Annotated in this window: 19 protein-coding genes, 2 tRNA genes and 1 pseudogene; 10 read left to right on the forward strand and 12 right to left on the reverse strand. The window is 42.5% G+C overall.

Going from position 1 to position 22,350, the window contains the following annotated elements:
* A partial coding sequence (locus ASU35_RS19915) for a hypothetical protein (RefSeq protein ID WP_207644134.1) occupies positions 1-191 on the forward strand: 191 nt, incomplete at its 5' end.
* Positions 192-297: 106 nt separating this feature from the next.
* Here the strand turns inward: ASU35_RS19915 and ASU35_RS12300 are convergent.
* Positions 298-1,353 (reverse strand): PTS sugar transporter subunit IIC, encoded by a 1,056-nt coding sequence (locus ASU35_RS12300; RefSeq protein ID WP_058353301.1) that lies wholly within the window; start codon positions 1,351-1,353, stop codon positions 298-300.
* A 183-nt stretch (positions 1,354-1,536) separates the two neighbouring features.
* On the opposite strand from ASU35_RS12300, the gene ASU35_RS12305 reads away from it, so the two are divergent.
* Together ASU35_RS12305 and ASU35_RS12310 are read left to right on the forward strand one after the other, a co-directional pair.
* Positions 1,537-1,809, forward strand: coding sequence for a hypothetical protein (locus ASU35_RS12305; protein WP_058353302.1), 273 nt, complete (start codon positions 1,537-1,539; stop codon positions 1,807-1,809).
* Positions 1,810-1,813: 4 nt separating this feature from the next.
* Entirely contained in the window at positions 1,814-2,593 is a 780-nt protein-coding gene (locus ASU35_RS12310; protein WP_242861282.1) for a M15 family metallopeptidase, read from the forward strand.
* Here ASU35_RS12310 and ASU35_RS12315 read toward each other — a convergent pair.
* Positions 2,590-3,186: a MerR family transcriptional regulator gene (locus ASU35_RS12315; RefSeq protein WP_058353303.1), complete on the reverse strand. Its 597-nt coding sequence runs from the start codon at positions 3,184-3,186 to the stop codon at positions 2,590-2,592. The two genes, ASU35_RS12310 and ASU35_RS12315, sit on opposite strands and share 4 nt — an antisense overlap.
* A 210-nt stretch (positions 3,187-3,396) precedes the next feature.
* Here ASU35_RS12315 and ASU35_RS12320 point away from each other — a divergent pair, with 210 nt between their 5' ends.
* Positions 3,397-4,380, forward strand: a complete 984-nt coding sequence (locus ASU35_RS12320) for an SCP2 sterol-binding domain-containing protein (protein WP_058353319.1) — start codon at positions 3,397-3,399, stop codon at positions 4,378-4,380.
* 19 nt (positions 4,381-4,399) lie between these two features.
* A complete protein-coding gene (locus tag ASU35_RS12325) occupies positions 4,400-4,831 on the forward strand; it encodes an HIT family protein (protein ID WP_058353304.1) in 432 nt (143 codons plus the stop codon).
* Here ASU35_RS12325 and clpB read toward each other — a convergent pair.
* The 3 genes from clpB to ASU35_RS12340 form a co-directional block, all read right to left on the reverse strand.
* Positions 4,828-7,410 carry an ATP-dependent chaperone ClpB gene (gene clpB, locus ASU35_RS12330; protein WP_058353305.1) on the reverse strand — a complete coding sequence of 861 codons (2,583 nt, stop codon included), beginning with the start codon at positions 7,408-7,410 and terminating at the stop codon, positions 4,828-4,830. The genes ASU35_RS12325 and clpB overlap by 4 nt on opposite strands.
* 177 nt (positions 7,411-7,587) lie before the next feature.
* The gene (locus tag ASU35_RS12335; RefSeq protein ID WP_058353306.1) at positions 7,588-8,088 is read right to left on the reverse strand and encodes an L-2-amino-thiazoline-4-carboxylic acid hydrolase; all 501 of its coding nucleotides are present in this window, start codon (positions 8,086-8,088) and stop codon (positions 7,588-7,590) included.
* Positions 8,089-8,110: 22 nt separating this feature from the next.
* Positions 8,111-9,058, reverse strand: a complete 948-nt coding sequence (locus ASU35_RS12340) for an NAD(P)-dependent oxidoreductase (RefSeq protein ID WP_058353307.1) — start codon at positions 9,056-9,058, stop codon at positions 8,111-8,113.
* 199 nt (positions 9,059-9,257) lie between these two features.
* On the opposite strand from ASU35_RS12340, the gene ASU35_RS12345 reads away from it, so the two are divergent.
* From ASU35_RS12345 to ASU35_RS12355, 3 genes are read left to right on the forward strand one after another with little or no spacing between them, the layout of a single operon-like run.
* On the forward strand, positions 9,258-9,629 hold the full coding sequence (locus tag ASU35_RS12345) for a GntR family transcriptional regulator (RefSeq protein ID WP_058353308.1): 372 nt from the start codon (positions 9,258-9,260) through the stop codon (positions 9,627-9,629).
* Positions 9,630-9,652: 23 nt separating this feature from the next.
* Positions 9,653-10,528: an ABC transporter ATP-binding protein gene (locus tag ASU35_RS12350; RefSeq protein ID WP_058353309.1), complete on the forward strand. Its 876-nt coding sequence runs from the start codon at positions 9,653-9,655 to the stop codon at positions 10,526-10,528.
* Positions 10,525-11,169 carry an ABC-2 transporter permease gene (locus tag ASU35_RS12355; RefSeq protein ID WP_058353310.1) on the forward strand — a complete coding sequence of 215 codons (645 nt, stop codon included), beginning with the start codon at positions 10,525-10,527 and terminating at the stop codon, positions 11,167-11,169. The genes ASU35_RS12350 and ASU35_RS12355 overlap by 4 nt, the downstream gene beginning before the upstream one ends.
* Here ASU35_RS12355 and ASU35_RS12360 read toward each other — a convergent pair.
* The 5 genes from ASU35_RS12360 to ASU35_RS12380 all read right to left on the reverse strand — a co-directional run bounded on the left by ASU35_RS12360 (position 11,166) and on the right by ASU35_RS12380 (position 18,788).
* Positions 11,166-13,778, reverse strand: a complete 2,613-nt coding sequence (locus ASU35_RS12360; protein ID WP_058353311.1) for a cation-translocating P-type ATPase — start codon at positions 13,776-13,778, stop codon at positions 11,166-11,168. The genes ASU35_RS12355 and ASU35_RS12360 overlap by 4 nt on opposite strands.
* A gap of 233 nt (positions 13,779-14,011) precedes the next feature.
* Positions 14,012-16,210 (reverse strand): ATP-binding protein, encoded by a 2,199-nt coding sequence (locus ASU35_RS12365; RefSeq protein ID WP_058353312.1) that lies wholly within the window; start codon positions 16,208-16,210, stop codon positions 14,012-14,014.
* A 107-nt stretch (positions 16,211-16,317) separates the two neighbouring features.
* Positions 16,318-16,388 (reverse strand) — tRNA-Cys (locus ASU35_RS12370).
* A gap of 64 nt (positions 16,389-16,452) precedes the next feature.
* Positions 16,453-18,381: a fructose-1,6-bisphosphatase gene (locus ASU35_RS12375; RefSeq protein WP_058353313.1), complete on the reverse strand. Its 1,929-nt coding sequence runs from the start codon at positions 18,379-18,381 to the stop codon at positions 16,453-16,455.
* Between the two features lie 119 nt (positions 18,382-18,500).
* Positions 18,501-18,788 (reverse strand): DUF2325 domain-containing protein, encoded by a 288-nt coding sequence (locus ASU35_RS12380; RefSeq protein ID WP_058353314.1) that lies wholly within the window; start codon positions 18,786-18,788, stop codon positions 18,501-18,503.
* A 164-nt stretch (positions 18,789-18,952) separates the two neighbouring features.
* Here ASU35_RS12380 and ASU35_RS12385 point away from each other — a divergent pair, with 164 nt between their 5' ends.
* Both ASU35_RS12385 and ASU35_RS12390 read left to right on the forward strand, forming a co-directional pair.
* Positions 18,953-19,333: a metal-dependent transcriptional regulator gene (locus ASU35_RS12385; RefSeq protein ID WP_058353315.1), complete on the forward strand. Its 381-nt coding sequence runs from the start codon at positions 18,953-18,955 to the stop codon at positions 19,331-19,333.
* Between the two features lie 164 nt (positions 19,334-19,497).
* Positions 19,498-21,048 (forward strand): methyl-accepting chemotaxis protein, encoded by a 1,551-nt coding sequence (locus tag ASU35_RS12390; protein WP_172794639.1) that lies wholly within the window; start codon positions 19,498-19,500, stop codon positions 21,046-21,048.
* Between the two features lie 74 nt (positions 21,049-21,122).
* On the opposite strand, the pseudogene ASU35_RS12395 reads toward ASU35_RS12390, so the two are convergent.
* Positions 21,123-21,860: pseudogene (locus ASU35_RS12395) on the reverse strand (N-acetylmuramoyl-L-alanine amidase family protein); the annotation flags it as partial.
* A 264-nt stretch (positions 21,861-22,124) separates the two neighbouring features.
* Positions 22,125-22,195: transfer RNA gene (locus ASU35_RS12400), tRNA-Cys, on the reverse strand.
* Positions 22,196-22,350: the final 155 nt, after the last annotated feature.

The following is a 22,350-nucleotide window of genomic DNA, read 5'->3' on the forward strand; positions in this document are numbered from 1 at the left end:
TTAGCATTTTACTTGGAATGATAAGAATTTTGGTTTATGCATTGAAAGCTTTTAGTAAATATAAATTCTTTGATACTAGACAGGTTCTGCAAAGATTTTGCTTGCGATATTGCGGAAGTGAGTTCGAAAATCACTCCTTAGATGTTCTTAAAATCGAAGGCTCTCCTGAGATTTTATATAGAACATCTTAGGAGAAGTTGAGAAGGAGCGAGCTATCGCAAGCAAAACTTTGCAGAACCTGTCTGCTGTATAAAAGAAATTACAATATTAAATTATTTCAATGCAATAAACCAAAATTTAAATATCCAGCTTCATATCTCCATTTTTAATCCATTTATTCTTCCGCATAAATTCTGAAATCACAAAGGCCAGAAAGCCCGGTGCCAGAAAATGCATAACAAAGATAAGAATCAGGGTTTTTACCGATCCTTCTGTTGGAGCCATGGTCTGATAGGTCATAATCTGTCCTACCAGTCCGGAGGTTCCCATACCAGAGCCCACGGCATTATTGGTCATCTTCAGAATACAGGTGGAAATCGGTCCTAAAATAGCACTTGTTAAAATTGCCGGGAGCCAGATTAATGGTTTCCGCACGATATTTGGTACCTGCAGCATACTGGTTCCAAGTCCCTGGGCTAGAAGTCCACCCACTTTGTTTTCCCGATAGCTGGCTACTGCAAAGCCTACCATATTAGCACAGCAGCCAATCGTTGCTGCTCCTGCTGCAATACCACCAAGATTTAAAATAACACCAAGAGCCGCTGAACTGATTGGCAACGTCAGTATCATGCCCATAAGAACGGATACCACGATACCCATAACAAACGGATACTGCTCTGTTCCCCACTGAATCAGCTCTCCCAGTCTGGTCATAAACACAGAAATCGAAGGGCCTACCAAAAGGCCAACAATACTTCCGGTAACAATAGATATCATCGGCGTTACTAAAATATCTATTTTCGTTTTCCCGGAAACCAGATGTCCGGCTTCAATTCCTATGTAAGCTCCAATAAAAGCTCCCAAAGGCTCCCCCGGACCAGCCAGGGTAATCACACCATCAACTAAAACTGTACCAGCCAAAATCTTGCTGGCAAAGGCACCAACCATACCTGTCGTTGCTGCTGATAAAATAACCAGCGGACTTTCCTTTAGACGCACAGCTACACCGCAGCCAATCCCAGCTCCCGTTACTGCAGCTGCTACCTTTCCCATCGTATACAGGGCATTGCCAAGCTCTCCTCCAACTAAAAGACCTATCTGTTGGATAATCGTTCCAATAATCAGGGTAGCAAACAAACCAGAAGCCATACCACTGAGTCCATCCACAAAAATCCGGTTAAATATTTTTTTCATACTTTTCCTCCACCTTTTCATTTAAAAGCCTCATTGTTTTCTGTCATGTTTACTGTCTTGTCAGAAACTCCTTTTATCATACCACATTATATAAAAAAAGCAACTACTTTTTAATAATTGCCTTTCTCCTCATTTCATTATATAATGAATAAAGCTTTGTACTATTTTGAGAGGAGATTTCATATGTTTCGATTGTGGGGTAAAATCTGGAAGGATACCCGTTTATTAAAGGATATGGTTGTTGAAAATGGTAATCCCGAGCTTAACCGTACCCGGAAGATTTTTGATGCGATAGATGAACTGTGCTATGAATTTGACTTATCCAAGCCTATCTGGCTGGACAGCACCATAGAAGACTTTAAAAAACACGATAAGACCCGGTTCACCCAGGACAATTTTATAGATTCGATTGATTTTGATTATCTGGAAATCCAGATAATCGAGGAGGATGATTAATATAATGACCGGAAAACTTCTTTTGCTTTTCTGCCTTCTTTTTTTAACAGGCTGTTCTATGAAGCCGGTGAATACTGCCAGCGAAGCCGTCACTCCGACTCCTTCTGCAGTTCCTTCTACACCGCCTGCTGAGACAGAAAAGCCTTCAACTATGCTGCCCAAAGAAACAACACCAGCATCGGAGGAGACTGCTATGGCTATACCAGACTATGATTCCTATTTTTCCATTTCTAAAATTACAACTGCCATTTTTGCCCGGATGCAGGGCAAATCCTACCCGGAGGGCTGTCCTCTTAGCCTAGACACTCTCCGCTATCTTACCGTTGCTTACGTTAATTTTGACGGTGAAATCTGCCAGGGTGAGCTTGTGGTAAATGCAGAGATTGCCGAGGATGTAATTTCTATTTTTAAAGAGCTTTTTGAGGAAAAATACCCTATTGAAAAGATTTCCCTGATTGATGACTATGATGCGGATGACGACCGTTCTATGGCTGCCAATAACTCCAGTGCCTTTTGTTACCGGGTTATCAGCGGTACCGACCGCCTGTCCAATCACAGCTTTGGACTCGCCATCGATATCAATCCGCTGTATAACCCGTATATAAAAAGTAGTGGAAAGGTACTTCCCGAAGAAGCCGAGGCCTTTGCTGACCGCACCCTTTCCAATCCTTATTACATTTGCCCGGAGGATAGATGTGTCCGCATCTTTAAAAAATATGGCTTTACCTGGGGCGGTGACTGGAAGAACTCCAAGGACTACCAGCACTTCGAGCGAAAGCTCTAACGCCTGAAGAAGCCCTTTTTCTTCTTTTCCTTTAGCTTCACCATATCTGCTGCAGCCGCCTCCTGGCGGCTTTTTTGAATTTCACGAATGACCTCATCCAGTCGCCGGAACCTCTCTTCGTCTTTCTCATCCTTATCTCTTGCGAGATAATCCATTTCCTTTAATACCTGGCTAGATACAACCTCGCCTACATTCTGGCAAAGCTCATCATTATTATTACGAATAGCCTGCTCGATAATTTCCCCCATAATTTCCCGAAACTGCTGCATTTTTTCTGCCGGTGACAGATCGCCGATGCCATGGTCTGCTTCCAGCTCCTTTCCTTCCTTTTTTACCAGTGCCAGCGGCCGTACCTTTTCTCCCTTTGTTTCCATTTCCTCTATTTCCATCTTTATGGCTCTCAGCTGATACCCCTTATCCTTTAAGTCCTTTATCTTTTCAAGCATCTTAATCTCTTTTTCTCTGTAGTAACGGTGTCCCATCTCGTTTCTGGGAATTTTAAGGTCCAATTCCTCCTCCCAATACCGCAGTGCATGAGCTTCTACATCAAGAAGCTTCGCCGCATCGGAAATCATATATCTTACCTCGTTCATTCCTTATGTACCTCCCGTTTTCTCATTTTATGAAGCTTGTATTTCTTTACATAAACTACATTATACGAAAGGAAACCCTCTTTGCAACAAAATTTTATCGACGTAATTTTACTGTCCTGTCAGATATTGCAGGATTTTCTCTAATGGGGTATAATCATAGGATAAAGGCAACTATGAATTTTTACGCAGAGGGGGACACATATTCCTATGATGAAAATTAATATTTACTATGGCGGACGCGGATTGATAGAGGATTCTACCCTTTATGTCCTTAATAAGATTACAATGGTTTTAGAAGAGCTTCGGGTCGAAGTCCGTCGATATAATCTTTATGAAGATAAACAGGGGATTTCTACCCTTCCGAGCACCTTAAAGGACTGTGATGGTATTATCCTGGCTACCAACGTGGAATGGTTTGGCCTTGGCGGCCTCTTAAGCCAGTTTCTGGATGCCTGCTGGCTCTATGCCGATAAGGAAAAGGTAAAAACAATTTATATGATGCCAGTCATTATTTCCAACATTTACGGTGAGCGGGAGCAGGAGCTTTCTCTTCTGCGTGCCTGGGAGCTTTTAGGCGGCCTTACCTGCCGGGGCATCTGTGCCTATGTCAGTAACCATGTCGCCTTCGAAACCAGCCCACAGTATTCCCTTTTAATTGAGAAAGCCGCCGAAGGCTTGTATCGAACGATTAACCAGAAGCCCGCTCGATTCCCAAGCAGCATCTACTCCCTTCAGGAGACTATGCTCCGGCTACAGCCTCTGGATTTGACTCCACAGGAGACAGAACAGCTTTCTATGTATGTTTCTGACGATACCTATGTAAAAAAGCAAAAGGAAGATATCGAAGAGCTCACTCTGATGTTTAAGGAGCTTTTAGGTGACGATACTTCCTCTGAGGAGTTTATTCCTGCATTAAAGTCCCACTTTAAGCCTTTGGATGACTTTCATGCATCCTATGCTATTACGATTGAGGATTCTAACCGCACTCTGATAGTCGAGGTTTCTGGTGAAAAGCTTAACTGCTACTATGGTCAAAAAAGTGATGCAGATGTCACAGCCCGTACCAGTTATGCAGTCATGGAGGATATTGTCGCTGGACGGATGACCTTCCAGCATGCCTTTATGTCCGGCTCTCTGACTGCCAAGGGTAATTTTAAGACCCTGAGGGCCTTTGATACCGTATTTCAATTTTAGTATAAGTGAGGTAATGAAAATGAAAAAAGAGGATTGTATTTTCTGCAAAATCGCCGCTGGTGAAATTCCATCCAAAACCCTGTATGAGGACGAAAGCTTCCGTGTTATCCTGGACATTTCTCCAGCCTCCAAGGGCCATGCGATTATTCTGCCAAAAAATCACGCAGCTAACCTTTATGAGCTTTCCGATGAGGATGCTTCCAGAATCCTTGTCGTAGCAAAAAAGGTCGCCACAGTGATGCAGGATATCCTTCACTGTGACGGCCTGAATGTACTACAGAACAATGGAGAGGCTGCCGGCCAGTCTGTCTTTCATCTCCATGTCCACCTGATTCCGCGTTATGAAAACGACAGGATAAACATTAAATGGGCACCAGGCACACCGGACGATACCTTCCTTTCAGAATTTGCTGACAAGGTTTCCACTGCCCTGGGTCAGAGCAGGGCTTAAACAGCCTCTGCTGCCAGCTCATTATTTTTAACATCAATAATAATTCGATTACCTGCCCTGACGGTATCGCTTAAAATAAGCCTTGCTGTCAGGGTTTCTACATGCTTCTGCAGATATCGCTTCAGCGGTCTGGCACCGTAAAGCGGATCATAAGCCCTTTCTACGATATAGTCCACAGCCACCGGAGTCAGCTCAATCGTAAGCTCCTTATCTGCCAGTCGGCGGTTTAAATCCTCCAGAAGAAGCTTTATAATACCGCCAATATTATCCCGGCTGAGCGGCTTGAACATAATAATTTCATCCAGACGATTTAAAAATTCCGGACGGAAATGTCCCCGCAGCTCATTCATAACCAGCTCCTCACTGGCTTCACTGATTTCACCGTTTTCCTCAATTCCCTCCAGTAAATAGCTGGAACCGATATTGGAGGTCATAATCAAAATTGTATTCTTAAAGTCTACTGTCCTGCCCTGGGAATCGGTAATACGTCCATCATCCAATACCTGTAACAGTACATTAAATACATCTGGATGAGCCTTTTCAATCTCATCAAAAAGCACGACAGAGTACGGCTTTCTTCTGACAGCCTCGGTCAGCTGGCCGCCCTCCTCATAGCCTACATATCCCGGAGGAGCTCCAATCAGTCTGGATACTGAATATTTCTCCATATACTCACTCATATCAATACGAACCATATTCTGCTCATTATCAAACAGAGCCGCTGCCAGACTTTTGGCAAGCTCCGTCTTACCAACACCAGTCGGTCCCAGGAATAGGAAGGAGCCAATCGGCTTTGTTGGATCTTTAATACCTGCCTTGGACCTTAAAATAGCCTCGCATACCTTAGTTACACCCTCATCCTGTCCTACAACCCGTTTGTGAAGCTCCTCGTCCAGATGAAGAGTCTTGTTTCTCTCACTTTCCGTCAGTTTAGCTACCGGAATACCGGTCCAGCGGGAAATAATCTTTGCAATCTCCTCATCTGTTACGCTTTCATGCACCAGCTCATGCTCCTGGGTCTTTACCTTTTCTTCCTCTTCCTCCAGCTGTTTTTTCAATACCGGAAGCTTTCCATACTGGAGCTCTGCTGCCTTATTTAAATCATAGTTTCTCTGAGCCACCTGAATATCGTTATTCAAGCTCTCGATTTCCTCACGGAGCTTCTGTACCTTTTCTACAGAAGCCTTTTCATTATCCCACTTTGCCTTTTGAGAAGCAAAGCTTTCCCTTAACTCTGCCAATTCCTTCTGCAGAGCTGCCAGACGGTCCTGGCTTAAATGGTCCGTTTCCTTTTTCAGGGCTGCCTCTTCAATCTCCATCTGCATTACCTTGCGGCGTACCTCGTCTAACTCTGCTGGCATAGAATCCAGCTCTGTCTTAATCATGGCACAGGCTTCATCTACGAGGTCAATAGCCTTATCCGGCAGGAAACGGTCGGAAATATAACGGTTAGATAATACTGCTGCACTGACTAAAGCCGCATCCGTAATCTTAACACCATGGAATACCTCATAGCGATCCTTTAGTCCACGGAGAATAGAAATCGTATCCTCTACCGTAGGCTCGTCTACCATAACCGGCTGGAAACGACGTTCCAGAGCCGCATCCTTTTCAATATACATACGGTACTCATTCAGGGTAGTAGCACCAATGCAGTGAAGCTCACCACGGGCAAGCATCGGCTTTAACATATTTCCTGCATCCATGGAGCCCTCTGTCTTGCCTGCCCCTACAATCGTATGGAGCTCATCAATAAAAAGAATAATCTGTCCATCACTGTTTTTAACCTCTTCCAATACAGCCTTCAAACGCTCCTCAAACTCACCACGATACTTGGCACCAGCCACCATGCTTCCCATATCCAGGGCAAAGAGCTTTTTATCCTTTAAGCCCTCCGGTACATCTCCCCGGACAATACGCTGGGCCAGTCCTTCTACAACGGCTGTTTTACCAACACCCGGCTCGCCAATCAGCACCGGATTATTTTTCGTCTTGCGGGATAATATCTGGATTACATTACGAATCTCTGAATCCCGTCCAATGACCGGGTCAAGCTTTTGGTTTCTCGCCCGCTCCACCAAATCATAGCCATACTTCTCCAGAGTATCATAGGTAGCCTCCGGATTATCACTTGTCACCTTCTGATTACCTCTTACGGTAGAAAGGGCCTGTAAAAAACGCTCTCTTGTGATTCGGAAATCATTAAATATCTGCTTTAGCTCTCTGGACGGCTGCTTTAACATACTTAAAAACAGATGCTCTACGGATACATATTCATCCCCCATCCGTTTTGCCTCGTCCTCTGCATAAATCAGAGCCTTATTCAAATCATTTCCTACATAAATCTGTCCGCCGGAAACCTTCGGCCGCTTAGCAAGGGCTCCCTCCACCTGGGCCAGAAATACATCCGGGTCTATCTCCATCTTTTCTATCAGCTTTCGTATCAGACTTTCATCAATCGTCATCAGACTGTACAGAAGATGCTCCTGACAAAGCTCCTGATGTCCATAATCATAAGCAATTTTTTCACAGTCATTCACTGCCTGCAGTGACTTTTGGGTAAATTTATTTATATTCATAGGATTCCCTCCAATCTGTGCTTGTGTCTTCGTTTGTTCTATAGCAACTATAACACTTATTATTAGCACTGTCAAGAGGTGAGTGCTAATAATTTTATTTTTTCCATGTAAGTATGAAAAAGCGGTAACCCTTGTAAGATTACCGCTTATTATAAGTATACCGTTATTCCCTGAAAATTATTTCTTTCTTCTCACAAATCGTATCTGGCAAACATCATCTCCATTTGCAATAGTCGCCGGAAGATCCAACTCACATCCGAAGCTTTCTGCAATCCCTCTATCTCCGCACATTGCATGATCACAGAGTACCCGGATCTCTTCCTCTGTACATCCCTGTTTCTGCCATGCCTTCACCAAAGGACAATAATGGAAGTCAATATCCAAATGATCATCTGTACACTGTTTAATATCCATCTCAAAAACCCACTGTGCAAACTTAGAGAATAAAGTTTTCTTTAAACCTTTCAACGAATCACCGCCGCCTGCTTTCTTTCGCAAATTTGCTCCCTGATATAAGCCGCAGCGTCTAATTGCCTCAGGTGCATAATCCTTAGAATCCAGTCCCTTCTTCTTCGTCTCGTCACAAAGCAAATACATCCAGAGTGCCCGATGCTCCAGCTGCTCTCTTATCGCTACTATCAATGGATTCTTAAACTTAGGTTCATTTTTAATACTCATCCTTTGCTCTCCTTATCCTAAGTTATGGTAAAATCACATTTTCCTGCTGCCCTTCCATCCATGCAGCCAGATTATCAAAGACAATTTCCGCCCGCAGGCTCATAGACTCCTTTGTTGCAAAAGCGACATGCGGTGTCAGCAAGGTATTCGGAGCAGTAAGTAATATCTCATCCGCTGCAAGAGGCGGCTCCTTGTCAAATACATCAATTCCGGCAGCGGCGATAGTACCATCCTTTAGAGCCTGTGCCAAATCAGCAGAGCAGACTACCGGGCCACGGGCTGCATTGATTAATATCGCACTTTTTTTCATCATACCCAGTTTTTCGGCATTTATCATTCCTCTGGTGGATTCGTTCAGTGGACAGTGCAGCACAACAATATCTGACAGCTTAAGAAGCTCCTCCTTCGATATCTGCTTAATATAGCTTGGAACATCCTTTATCGTCCGGCTGTTTGCCAGAATATCGGCTCCGAAAGCATGGAAAAGCTCTGCTGTTCTGGTGCCTATTTTTCCAAGACCAATGATGCCGACTGTCTTACCTTTGATCTCACATCCGACAAGGCCATCCTTTGTTCCACCTTCACGGCAGCGGTCTTCTACCGCACGCATATTCCTCATAATAGATAGAGTCATTCCCAGAACCAGCTCAGAAACTGCCTCATTAGAATAGCCTGATGCATTACTGACTGCAATATTTCTTTCCTTTGCAGCGTCCAGACCAACATGGTCAACACCGGTAAATGCAATGTCAATAAATTTAAGCTTCGGACATGCTCTCAATACCTCTGCCGGCATAGGCATATTAGCTAAAATCATTGCCTCTGCATCCTTTGCCGCATCTATCAGCTTTTCTGTATCCGTTGTCCTTTCGTACTCCTCAAAAACAACCCCTTTCTCCTCAAAGGGCTTCTTTCGTGCAGCCATTTCCTCCGCAGATACACCAAGAGATTCCATAATTACTACCTTCACGTTACTCTTCCTCCTTCTTTCTGCCTTTCATTCTAATGACCAGTATAAGCTATACTGGAATAAATGTCCATAATAGCAGCAAAAAATTTCTATTGACAAAGTGTATATATGGTGTTATATTGTGTATACAGTATATATACACTATAACATAAGAATCCCGGACTGCAGCCGGTGCTTCTTATGAAAAGGAGCTCACTTTATGGATATCATTATCAGCAATACCAGCAGCCAGCCTATTTATGACCAGATTTATTCCCAGATTAAGGCCATGATTTTAAACGGCACCTTGAAGGAAGGCGATGCTCTGCCTTCGATGCGGCTTCTTGCCAAAGAGCTGCGTATCAGTGTCATTACAACCAAGCGGGCCTATGAAGAACTGGAGCGGGATGGCTTTATCGAAACCGTCACTGGCAAGGGAAGCTTTGTCGGCAGAACAAATTTAGAACTGATTAAAGAAGAGCATTTAAAAAATGTGGAAGAGGCCTTAAGCCAGGCCATTGACGAGGCCAGATTAGCAGGTCTCCCACTCTCTGAGCTTATTTCTCTCCTGGAAATGCTCTATCAGGAATAGCATTGTTTCAGAAAGGATGTATTATGGAATATTATACAAATTACAATCTTGAAGTTTCCGATATTACAAAAACCTATGATGCTTTTACTCTGGACCATATCTCCTTTTCACTGCCATCCGGCTCAATCATGGGCTTCATCGGTGAAAATGGAGCAGGTAAAACTACTACACTCAAAGCACTGCTCGGGCTAGTTAAGAAAGATGCCGGCAATGTACACATTCTTGGAAAAGAATATAACAGGACTACAGAGCTGGAGCTGAAAGAACAGCTTGGTATCGTCTTTGATGAATGCCGTTTTCCGGAAAACCTTTCCGCTGTCCATATTGGGAAAATCATGGCGTCCACTTATAAAAGCTGGGATAAAGCTCTGTATTCCCGCTATCTGTCAGCCTTTTCCCTATCAGAGAAAAAGCTTGTTAAGGAATACTCCCGTGGTATGAAAATGAAGCTTTCCATTGCCACTGCCCTATCCCACCGCCCAAGACTTCTCCTACTGGATGAGCCTACCAGTGGCCTGGACCCGGTTATCCGTAATGAAATCCTTGACGTATTTTTAGAATATATCCAGGATGAGAGAAATTCCATCCTCTTATCCTCACACATTACCAGTGACTTGGAAAAAATCGCAGACTACATCACCTTTATTCATCAAGGCAAGCTGGTGTTTTCCAAGGAAAAGGACTTAATATTAGAACAATACGGTGTCTTAAAGTGTGCAAAATCAGAGCTTACTTCTCTGGAACCGGAGCTTATCTGCGGCCGCCATACTGCCGGTTTTGGCTGTGAGGTTTTAGTAAGTGACCGGAGAAAAGCAGCAGCTTTATATCCAAAGCTTTTAATTGAGCCTGCTACTTTGGAAAATATCATGCTTTATTATGGAAAGGAGATGTCCTTATGAAAGCCTTATTATTAAAGGATTTGCTTGTACTTCGCAAACAGTTTCGGGTTATGGCTCTTATTTTTGTCGTTTATGGAATCTGGGGCTTCTTTGCCGACAATTACCTGTTTTTAGCATCCTTCATACCTTTCATTTTTGTTATGATGACAATGACCAGCTTTTCCTTTGACGACACCTATAAATGGACCGGCTATGCCCTTGCCCTGCCAATTTCCCGCCGCCAGCTGGTATTTTCCAAGTATCTTTTGACCCTGCTTCTTGTGGCCATCGGCGGTATTGCCAGCAGTATTTACGGATATCTTATGCTTTTTATTTTAAAAGAATCCATAACCTCAGAATTTTTGCTTGGCTGCCTTACCTCTATTTCCATCGGGCTGACTTCCTTCTTTATCCTCTTACCAATCGTATTTCAATTTGGGGTGGAAAAAGCCCGTTATATCATGTTCCTTTTGTTTATGATTCCATTCCTTTTGCTTCTTGCAATGGAACGCTTTGGATTTTTAGAGCAAATTTCTCTGGACAGAATAAGCGATACTGTTTTTTCTAAATACCTCCTTCTAGGAGAGGCAGGACTGGTTCTTTTCGCCTTTTTCATATCTCTGCCCCTTTCCCTTTGGATTGTAAATCGCAAGGAATATTAATTTCTGATAATCTTAAAGCCCTGGATCAGTACCGTTGGCAGGACAGCCAGTCCAAGACTGGATGCAATCAGCCGTCCTGTCAGCGGTGCTATTGAAAACAGTCTCCAAAGTACTGGCACACAAAGAACCAGGCCAGTCAGCACCATACCAGCTACAAAAGCCGCGACACTATAAGGATTACTCATGAAACCAAGCGAAAATATGGAATGCCTGCTACGGCAATTAAAGCCGTGGAACAGCCGGGCCATTGTGAGAGTAGCAAAAGCCATTGTACTGGCAGTTTTAGCATCACCCACTCTCAGGCCAATATGAAAGGCTATCATCGTCGCTACAGCAATCAGTCCACCCTGCACCATAATATTTCTCATAAATTCCTTTGTCATAATGCCTTCCTTCGGGTTTCTCGGTGCTTCCTCCAAAAGCCCCTTTTCTGCCGGTTCCATACCTATCGCTATGGCCGGAAGAGAATCTGTCAAAAGGTTAATGAACAAAAGATGTACCGGAGCAAAGGGCACCGGAAGTCCTGCCAATGAGGTGTAAACCACACTGAAGATACCCGCCATATTGCCGGACAATAAAAACTGAATTGCATTTTTAATACTTCGATACACATTTCTTCCATTGGCTACTGCCTTGATAATCGTAGCAAAATTATCATCTGCCAGAATCATAGCCGCTGCATCCTTAGAAACCTCTGTGCCTGTAATTCCCATTGCCACACCAATATCTGCCTTTTTCAGGGCTGGTGCATCATTCACTCCATCCCCTGTCATAGCTACAATATTTCCTCTTTTCTGCCATGCATTCACAATGCGTATCTTATGCTCCGGAGAAACTCTGGCATAAACGCTGATTTTAAGAAGCGTATCCTCCAGCTCCCTTTCTGACATAGTCTCCAGCTCCTGCCCGGTTACTGCCAGGTCTCCTTCCTCAAAAATACCAATTTCTCTTGCAATTGCTGTAGCCGTCACCTTATGGTCTCCCGTAATCATAATCGTGCGGATACCAGCCTTTTTTGCATCCTCTACTGCTGCTTTTGATTCCTCCCTTGGAGGATCAATCATAGCAATCAATCCGAGGAACACATAATTATCCTCACTTTCCGATGATAACGCTACTACTTCCCCCAGCTCCCGGTAAGCAAAAGCTAATACCCGCAAACCATTTTCGGAAAAGCTTTGATTTTTCTTAAGGATGGCCTCTCTATCCTCCTCTGTCATTCTTCTTATCCCCGCCGAGGTAAAAATTTCATCGGTTTTTTCCAAAAGAACATCCACAGCACCCTTGGTGAACAGTACACTCTGTCCACTAAAATTGTGCCTTGTACTCATAAGCTTTCTATCCGAATCAAAGGGAAGCTCCCCCAGCCGCGGATACTCCACCCGCATCTGCTTCTCATCCATGCCAAGCTTTCTTACCAGCTCCAAAAGTGCATATTCTGTCGGGTCACCAATTCCTCTTCCCTCTACAATAGAAGAATCATTGGCTAGTACCGCCCCATGGAAGAGGTAATTCCAGACCGGAGCCACTCCCCAGGCTGGAAGCTCTGAAAATTCCTCTACTGTATATTCTTTTTCATCCGCATACAGCCGCTTCACTGTCATTTTGTTCTGGGTCAGTGTTCCTGTCTTATCTGAGCAGATAACCGACACACAGCCTAAGCTTTCTACTGCCGAAAGCTCCTTCATAATTGCATTTTCCTTTGCCATCTTCTGGGTACCCATAGCCTGCACAATCGTAACAATAGAACCAAGAGCCTCCGGAATCGCCGCAACCGCCAGTGCCACTGCAAACATCAGCGAATCCAGTATCGGCATACTCCGGTACATGGAAAGTAGAAATACACCGCCACAGATAAGCATGATAACCAGTGCCAGCCGGCCAGAAAAAGCATCCAGACTCACCTGGAGTGGTGTCTTTTTCTCCTTTGTCGCATTCATAAGCTCTGCAATCCTGCCAAGCTCTGTATTCATTCCAGTGCTGCATACCAGTACCTCAGCTCTTCCATAGGTCACTAAAGAGCCGGAAAATACCATATTTCTTCGGTCAGCTAACGGTATTTTCTCACCCGCCAGTACTGCATCTGTCTTTTCTACATTTGCAGATTCTCCTGTCAGAGAGCTTTCATTTACCTGCAGGGAGTAGTTTTTCAAAATACGTCCATCCGCAGCTACAAGGTCTCCTGCTTCCAGAAGAAGAATATCCCCTGGTACTACCTGCTCTGATGGAAGCTCTAGCTTTTCTCCATCCCTTATTACCTTTGCACTCGGCGAGGACAGAGCCTTTAAGCTGTCCAGGGATTTTTCTGCCTTTATATGCTGTACAGTACCAAGAATGGCATTTAAAAGAATTACTGCAAAAATAACCATTGTGCTCTCAATATTTCCAGAAAGCATGGAAATAAAGGCAGCTACAATCAAGATTGCTACAAGAAGATCGAAAAACTGTTCTAAAAACACCTGTACAACTCCTTTTTTCTTTCCTTCCCTAAGCTTGTTGGCACCATACCTTTGAAGTCTCTTTTCTGCTTCTTCCCGACTTAGGCCCTGCTCCCCAGCCCTAAGCTTCTGGTACAGTTGTTCTCTTTCCTGATTAAAATAATTGTCCATTTCTCATTCTCCTTTTCCTTATTTTTCCCAACAAATGAAAAAAAAGACTTCTAATGCAGCTGCTTTCTATTGCAGATGCATTAAAAGTCTTGTAACCAAAATATTCTGGCATGCACCACCAGACTGCCGGGCAGCCGCGATGTTGACAGTGCATTAAAACTACTCCCTTTTAATTCAATTTTAGGTTGGTATCAGTATAACAATTGAAACTCCTTTCGTCAATAGCTTTTTTATCATTTCTCTATCTTCTGCACTAACTGCTGTGGCAGATATTTTTCTATCATATTTTCAAGCTTTTCTCCGTCTACCGGCTTAGCAAGATAGTCGGTAAATCCACTCTTTAGGTAGAACTCACGACTACCGATTACAGCATTTGCTGTCAGGGCAATCACCGGAATCCCTACATTCGGTCCATCGGTAATCTGCTGAATTCTCTTAAGTGTCTCTATACCATCCATCTGTGGCATGACATGATCCAGAAAAATCATATTATAGGACTTCTTTTTTACCATATTAAGAGCATCCTGCCCGTTCGTTGCCAGATCACTCTTGATTTCCGTCCTCTTTAAAAGCTCACGGATAATTCTTAAAGTTACCAGAGTATCATCAACAATTAAAATTCTCGCTTCCGGAGCAATAAAAGAATTTTCCTTAATATACGTTCTGCTGATACCTTCCATTTCCAGCGTTCCCATCGGGCGATAGGAGGCAATCCTTTGAGGAAGCCGCACTGTGAATACTGTTCCCTCTCCATACTTACTCTCTACATAAAGACTTCCACCCATAAGCTCTGTCAGATTCTGAGTAATCGAAAGTCCCAGTCCACTTCCCTCGATTCCTTTATTCTTGTCCTCCTCCAGCCGTTCGAAGGAAGTAAATATACGCTCTATATCCTCTTTGCGAATTCCGCTGCCCGTATCCTTTACCTTAAACTCCATCCAGATAGTTTCATGATCCTTTTGTTCCCAGGAAAGGCACAGGGTTATCTTTCCCTTTGACGTATATTTAACGGCATTGTTTAAAAGGTTCGTCACAATCTGCTTCATCCGCAGCTCATCCCCATAAAGAAGCTCTGGTACATCCTCTCGTATCTCTGTTTCAAACTTCAGTCCCTTTTCTTCTATCTTATAAGTTAGAATGTAAATCACATCCTGGAGCATCTGAGCTGTACTGTATTTTTCCTCAGAAAGTGTCATTTTACCTGATTCTATTTTAGATAAATCCAGAATATCACTAATGATACCAAGAAGGGTATTACCAGCCCGTTTGATAGAAACTGCATACTCCTCTATGCAACCCTCCGGCTTCTCTCTGAGAATCAGTTCATCCATACCAAGAATTGCATTCAGTGGAGTTCGGATTTCATGACTCATATTTGCCAGGAAAATGCTCTTTGCCCTATTAGCATCATCTGCTCTCTGCTTTGCCTCAGCAATATCAGTAAAATCCTCTATCATTACAACATATCCAATTATATCTTTATATTTGTCTATAACCGGATTGATTCCCAGACGACAGTTTCTATCATTAACACGACATTTGGCATCAAGCTTCTGTTTCTCCTGAGGGTTTGCCAGATATGCGTCCTCATCAAAGAAAAACAGTTCCTTTAACGGTACTTTCTTGTCATCATCCGGAAACTTCAAAAACTCCTTTGCACTTTTATTTGCCAGCTTCAGCTCTCTTTTGTCGTCATATACTAATACCGGAGTCTCTACCGAATAATAAACAAACTGCGACATATTTTCAATATTTACTAAATTTCTGCGATAGCTTGAATAAATTCCATAAAATGCAAAGACACCGAGTGCCTGGCTTATCGTACTTCCTGGAAATGCCTCTACTCCAAACATCGGAAGTATCGTATCCATAACCATGCCGATTACAATAATTATCTCTGCCAAAAGAAGCCGTCCACCCATAACCCGGTCACGCCGTTTCTTTCCTGCTTTCCATATGTACGCCGCTGCTCCAACCATGGAGACCGCAATCAACACACAATAAATGTTATACAGATTATTCCACAATCCCGGCAAGAAGGTATAGGACATGCCGATAGAGGTCTTTTTAAACTCAACATTGCCTGGCAGCAATAAAAATGGGCATAAAATCACTGCAAAATAAGAGATTTTCTGTATCAGCCTTATCGTCCAGTTTTGAAGCCCACTCCATGCAATGACCAGATGAACACCGGAAACAAGGTATACAAACATACCTATCATACCCATACACCGCCACAGATAAGCAATCCATGGATCCTCCTGGATAAATACCATACAAAAGCCATTACTCCATATCGTACTTGCAAAGCTGAACAGAGCCAGCCAGTTTCCAATTGCAGGTACGCTCTTTCTCTTTCGAAATACGATTACGCTTATAAAAAAGGTATTAACACCCATGCCATATAAAAAATATGATATAAACTGTGCCATTTTACCGTCAATCCTTTACTAAAATAAATTCGATAGGAGAATTTTCTATCGAATAAAAAGAAAGCTCTAATCCTGCAGGTGCAAGGTTAGAGCCTTTCTATAATCCAAGGCGACAACCAGATTTGAACTGGTGATCAGGGTGTTGCAGACCCATGCCTTACCACTTGGCTATGTCGCCATAAAATATTTCCTATGACTATTATAGTATACCAAGCAATGGATTATTCGTCAATCTTCTTTTTTTATTTAAACTTTTCCGAAAGCTTTCCTGTTCGGTAAGCTGAAATAAGTTCCATAAGCTCCTCAGCCTGCCTTGTAAGCTCTTTTCCAATATCCGTGTCCTCTACCGTAACCCGTGGGTTCATTACCTCAATAATCCGCACGGTTGGCGTCTGATTATGCTCAGAAAATGGCTTATGCTCTGCCAGATTCAAGGTTCTGGAATTGTAAATCAGGGTATAGCCTGCAATTCCTGTTTTTGACTGATATGCCTTGGAAATGCCCCCATCAATAATAAACAGTTTTCCATTCCCCTTAATCGGACTTTCCCCATCCTTAAGCTTTACGGGTACATGGCCATTAATAATATGGGAATGTGCTCCGCCCAGACCAAATTCCTGTAATATCTTATCACAGATTTCCTCCTGTTCACTCAGCTTATAGTAAGGATTAAACTGCTCCTTCTTTAGCTCAGCCTCCTCCAGATAATACTGTTCGAAGGTTGTCATTTTGCTCTTTCCAAACAGTGGAGACTTGCTTCCGCACCACAGATACCACATAAAATCTACAGCCTGCTGCTTTTTACTGCCTTTTTCCTTAGAATAATAGGCCCGGTTTACTACACCGTTAATCCAGTCCATATATTCCTTCCCTGCATATTCCTTTTCTTCAGCCCTAAAGGTTTCAAATTCACCCTCTTTTGTCATCGGAATACAGCCATGGAATAAAAGATTATTATTAACACATTTATACATAGCCCCATGGGAATACATATACTGTATCTGACGATGCAGCTCGCCACTGTGCTCAAAGGCTTTTTCCAGAATCTCCATAAGCTCTGCTTCGCCCTTCGTAAGCTCCAGTGGCTTTTCCGGATTAATCGTTGGAAAATTTGTATCCTTCAAAGGATATTCCCTACCATTTTGACAATAAACACCCTTTTTATAGTCAATATTCAAAAGACAGGCTCTGTCTGTCATCGCATATTCCATATGCTTTTTAATCAACTGTCCTTCCAGCTTAAACTGGATAATCGTAATTGCCTTGTGCATCTTAGCAGCCAGCTCCAGAGTCACTGGTGCAAACTTATTTTCATCCCATACATTAGGGATAAAATACTGGCAGTCATCATCCCCATAAACCTCCGAAGCAAAGGTTGCCAATGCCCGGAGACTGATTCCGTATCCATCTTCGATTAAATCAAAATTGTTATAATGAACAGCCATGCGGACAACATTGGCAATAAGTGCACAGTTGCCGCAGGCCGCTCCCATCCAGGAAATGTCATGATTTCCCCACTGAATATCTACCGTGTGAAATCTCCGAAGCTCATTAATAATGATATCCGGCCTCGGTCCTCTGTCATAGATATCTCCAATAATATGCAGCTGGTCAATGCACAGGTCCTGTATCAACGTGCAGATAGCAATAATAAAGCTGTCGCCGCTACCCATGTCAATAATGGATTGGATAATCTCCTGGTAATAGTACTCCTTGTCAATATCTCTGTCGGCATGGAGGAGCTCATCCAGAATATAAGCATACTCCGATGGCATTTTTTTACGCACCTTAGAACGGGTATACTTTGTCGATGACTTTTTACATACCTGTATCAACCGATATATAATAATCCGCTGCCATTCCTCCCGTTCCTTTTCTGAAAGGAGCTGCCTTTTTATCATCTTCTCCGGATAATAAATAAGCTCTGCTAAAAAATCCCGTTCTTCCTTTGAAACAGACCTTCCGAACAAATCCTCTATCTTTGTCCGAATAACACCAGAGGCACTTCTTAATAAGTGCAAAAATCCTTCGTATTCTCCATGCAAATCGCTGAAAAAGTACTCCGTTCCCTTCGGAAGACATTTTATCGCATTAAGATTGATTACCTCTGCCGATGCTGCCTGAATATTAGGGTATTCCTTAGAAAGCAGCTCCAGACTTCTCATTTCCATAACTTATCCCTCTCCCCTTTTCAGATATATTTAATCCGGCTTCTGAAGTAACTATATTATATAAAACTTTTTACTGTTTGCCAATGGAAAACATTTTTCTACAACATATTCTATGTAATCTACTCTGCTACACATATATCCTGCAATATTCCCTCCAGAGCATTTTTACTGCTACTGTGACTTCTTACAATACAGGCATTGCAGTGTTGTGCTTCTTCCAGTGCACAGCGTATCATTTTGTGCGATACTGTATTTGTAAAAAGCACTACCAAATCAGGATTTCCTATCTGCTTATCCATCTGGGCCGACATCTTTGTAAATATCTTTGCCTTACAATGATAGCTTTCACAAATCTTTCTATATTGATGTACCATTCTGTCATGTCCTCCAATAATTACAACGCTCATAAAATCCCTCTTTTCCTGTTATTAGCACTCAATTAAAAGTAAGTATCATTTTATATAAGTTAGTATAGACTAACTTATATATTTTGTCAAGTCCTCTCATTGCCTTTCTATTTAAAATATGATACAATAAATTATATGAAAAATAAAATATGTCGAGGTGCATTATGGTTGTAAATGAATCTGCTGAAAATTATCTGGAGGCCATTCTTATTTTAAGTCAGACACGGCCTGTTGTGCGTTCTGTTGATATTGCCGAGTATTTAGGCTTTAAAAAGCCCAGCGTGAGCGTTGCAATGAAGAACCTGCGTGAAAAAAATTATATTACCGTTACTAAAGAGGGATTTATTTATCTGACCGAAGCTGGTAAGGAAATCGCCGATATGATTTATGAACGCCATCTTCTTCTTTCCTCCTGGCTGGAACACCTTGGTGTCGATAAAAAAATTGCTGTTGAAGATGCCTGCCGTATGGAGCACGTTATCAGCAAGGAAAGCTTTGACGCTATACGAAAATTTATTGATTACTTACAAAAAGAGAAGTTTTAAAGGAGAAAAGGAAACAAATGAAAAGCATTCAAACAAAAATTATATTACCACTATCAATATTAAGCGGAATTTTTAGCATATGTATGGTTCTAACATATTTTTTTATGTCGGAAAATATCACTCGCATTAACACCCTTAAAGATGTATCCTATGAGTCTGTGATTATGGCGGATAAGTTAGTGCTGTCCGTTGTACAGGTTCAACAGTGGCTGACTGATATCAGTGCAACCAGAGCCACCGATGGCTACGATGATGGCTTTGATGAGGCTGAGGCTCATGCCCAGAATTTTTATAACACTCTGGATAAACTTGCAGAAACCAATCCTGCTTATCAGGAGGAAGTCAAAGAGCTTCGAAGCAAGTTTACTCCATATTATGAGGTTGGCAAGCAAATGGCACAGGCCTATATCACTGGCGGTCCCGAAAGTGGAAACCTTATGATGAATGAGTTTGATGGTGTTGCCACCAGTATCAATGAAGCTGTTACCGCACTGCGAGAAGAGATACTTACAGAAGCAGATACCAGTATGTCCACTATAAAAGAAAAAAGTATATTACTGCAAGAATTTTCTTTACTTGCAATTGCTGTTGTTTTAGTAATCTATATATTGCTTATATTTACAGTTAGGAAGGGCATAGTCCGTCCTATCCGTCTTATTTTAAATAAGCTGATACTGATGGCAGAAAACAGCGGTGATTTAACCCAGAAAATTGATTATAGCAGTAAAGATGAAATTGGTGCCCTGGCTGATAATTTTAACAAAATGCAGGAAGCCTTCCGCTCCCTGATATGCAAGGTCATTCAGATTTCCGAGCAGACTTCCATCGGAATGCAGGAGACTAAAAAACGGGTAGACGAAGGCCTTACCCTTATCCGCACAATGAATACAATGGCTTCCAACATTTCCAGTAGCATGGAGGAAAATGCCGCTTCTGTAGAAGAAGCAACGGCTGTTAGCGGAGAAATTAATGAAAGACTGGAGCAAATGACAAATCAGGCTAGCTCAGAGGCTGAAAACTCCATCAAGATAAAGAGCCGTGCTGGAGAGCTTAAGACTTTTGCACTGCTTTCTCAGAAGCGTACCAAAGAGTTAAATGAAGATACAAAGGCAAAATTAGACCAGGCCATTGAAAATGCCAAGGCTGTTGAAAAAATCAATACCCTGACAGATACAATTATGGATATTGCAAGCCAGACCAATCTTTTGGCCCTCAATGCTTCAATTGAGGCCGCAAGAGCTGGTGATTCCGGCCGGGGCTTTGCAGTCGTTGCCTCTGAAATTACCAGTCTGGCCTCTGACTCCGCTAAGGCCGTAGAAGAAATCCGTACTGTCAATAAAAGTGTACTGGATATTGTTAAGGAACTGGTAAAGACTCTCAATGATATTTACCAGTTCATCAGTGAAAATGTTGTGGCCGATTACGAAAAGACGGTAGAAACCGGCGAGCTGTACAGCAATGATGCTGATGGTTTCCAGGCAGTTACAACAGAGATTGCCAACATTTCCACCTGTATTCTTGACTCTATGAACACTATGACAAAAACGATGGACATGCTGTCAAAAGCAAGTGGACAGTCTGCAGAGGCTACTGTGGAAATCAGTAACAACGTAATAAGACTTACAGAGAGCTTTGATCAGATCTCTGTTTTATCTGATAATTTATTTACAGATACTGAAAATCTACGGATTCTGGTAAATAAATATACCGTATAGCTTTCTCTATCAGAAAAGGGGAGCAGCACTCCCCTTTTTCATATAAACAGCCCATCTTTATCTTCACACTGCGGCTATTCAAAATACGCTTCTACTCCGGCAGTAATTCCCTTTGCCAGCTTTTCCAGCGACTTTTTAGAATAATCAGAAGCCCTATCGCCTACCTCCAAATCAACAGAGGGTATGGTAGAATAAGAGGTTTGAGTCAAATCCATGGCCATGGAACCACTGGAAAATATTTTTACCCTTTTTGACTCAAGCCCTTTAATTAAAGCCTTTCCCAGTTTTTCGTGTTCCTTCCACAAGGAAGCCACCGGCTCCATGCTCCGATAGGATTTCACATTGGGAACGCTCATATAAAAGGCTCCCTTATCCTTCTGGGTAGAATCATAATGAAGGGCAATATGGCAATCCGCTATATTATTCGCCATTACCGTTCTGGCTATATTATCCAGCTGTACATCATCCGTTTCTCTTATCATCAAAACATCATAGCCGGCAGCCAGCAATCTTTTTTTTAGCTCTTTTGCCAGCTTAAGTGTCACCTTGTACTCCGGTGTGCCATCCTCCATCGTTGTTCCATAAGCTACAGCTGTTGCTTTTTTTGCCCCCTTTGCCGTACTTCCGCTCGTTACCTTTGCTGAACCATCCGGATGACACAGAGTTTTGACATTGGCTCCACCCTTGGTTCCATGCCCAGCATTTACACAGACCACAATATCCTTTCTGTTTTCCTGTGCATAGTAGAGCTTTGCCTTTCCACTATGAATAACAGAATTTTTTGCATATTTCCACTTAGAGTTCCATTTGATTGTTTTTGTAGCTGCCTTTGCAGCTTTAACAGCACCAATGCTTATGATATTTCTGCCCTGTGCTACCACTGCCATTGTCGATACTAGGCAAAAGATCGCAACTCTTACCCTAAGCCTTCGTTTTTGATTCATATTCTTATTTCTCCCTAATAAACCATTTTGTCCAAGAGTCTCCTGTCAAAGTAAGCTCAAGAAACAGTTTCCAATTCGCAAAAAAGCTCAAATCCTCCTATTTGAAAGAATTTGAGCTTTTTAAAATAACTAAGGCGACAACCAGATTTGAACTGGTGATCAGGGTGTTGCAGACCCGTGCCTTACCACTTGGCTATGTCGCCACAGCTGATACAGTTTTTTATTGTATAAAATTCACGCACCACTTTGGGCTCGTGAATTCTGTTACTGTATCTATCATAAAAAGGTATATGATACCTTCAAAACTACACACTGCCTATCATCCAAATTTATTGTAGACAACCGGTCATCTCAAGGC

The organism is Acetivibrio ethanolgignens, assembly GCF_001461035.1.
GTDB classification, from domain to species: Bacteria; Bacillota; Clostridia; order Lachnospirales; family Lachnospiraceae; genus Velocimicrobium; species Velocimicrobium ethanolgignens.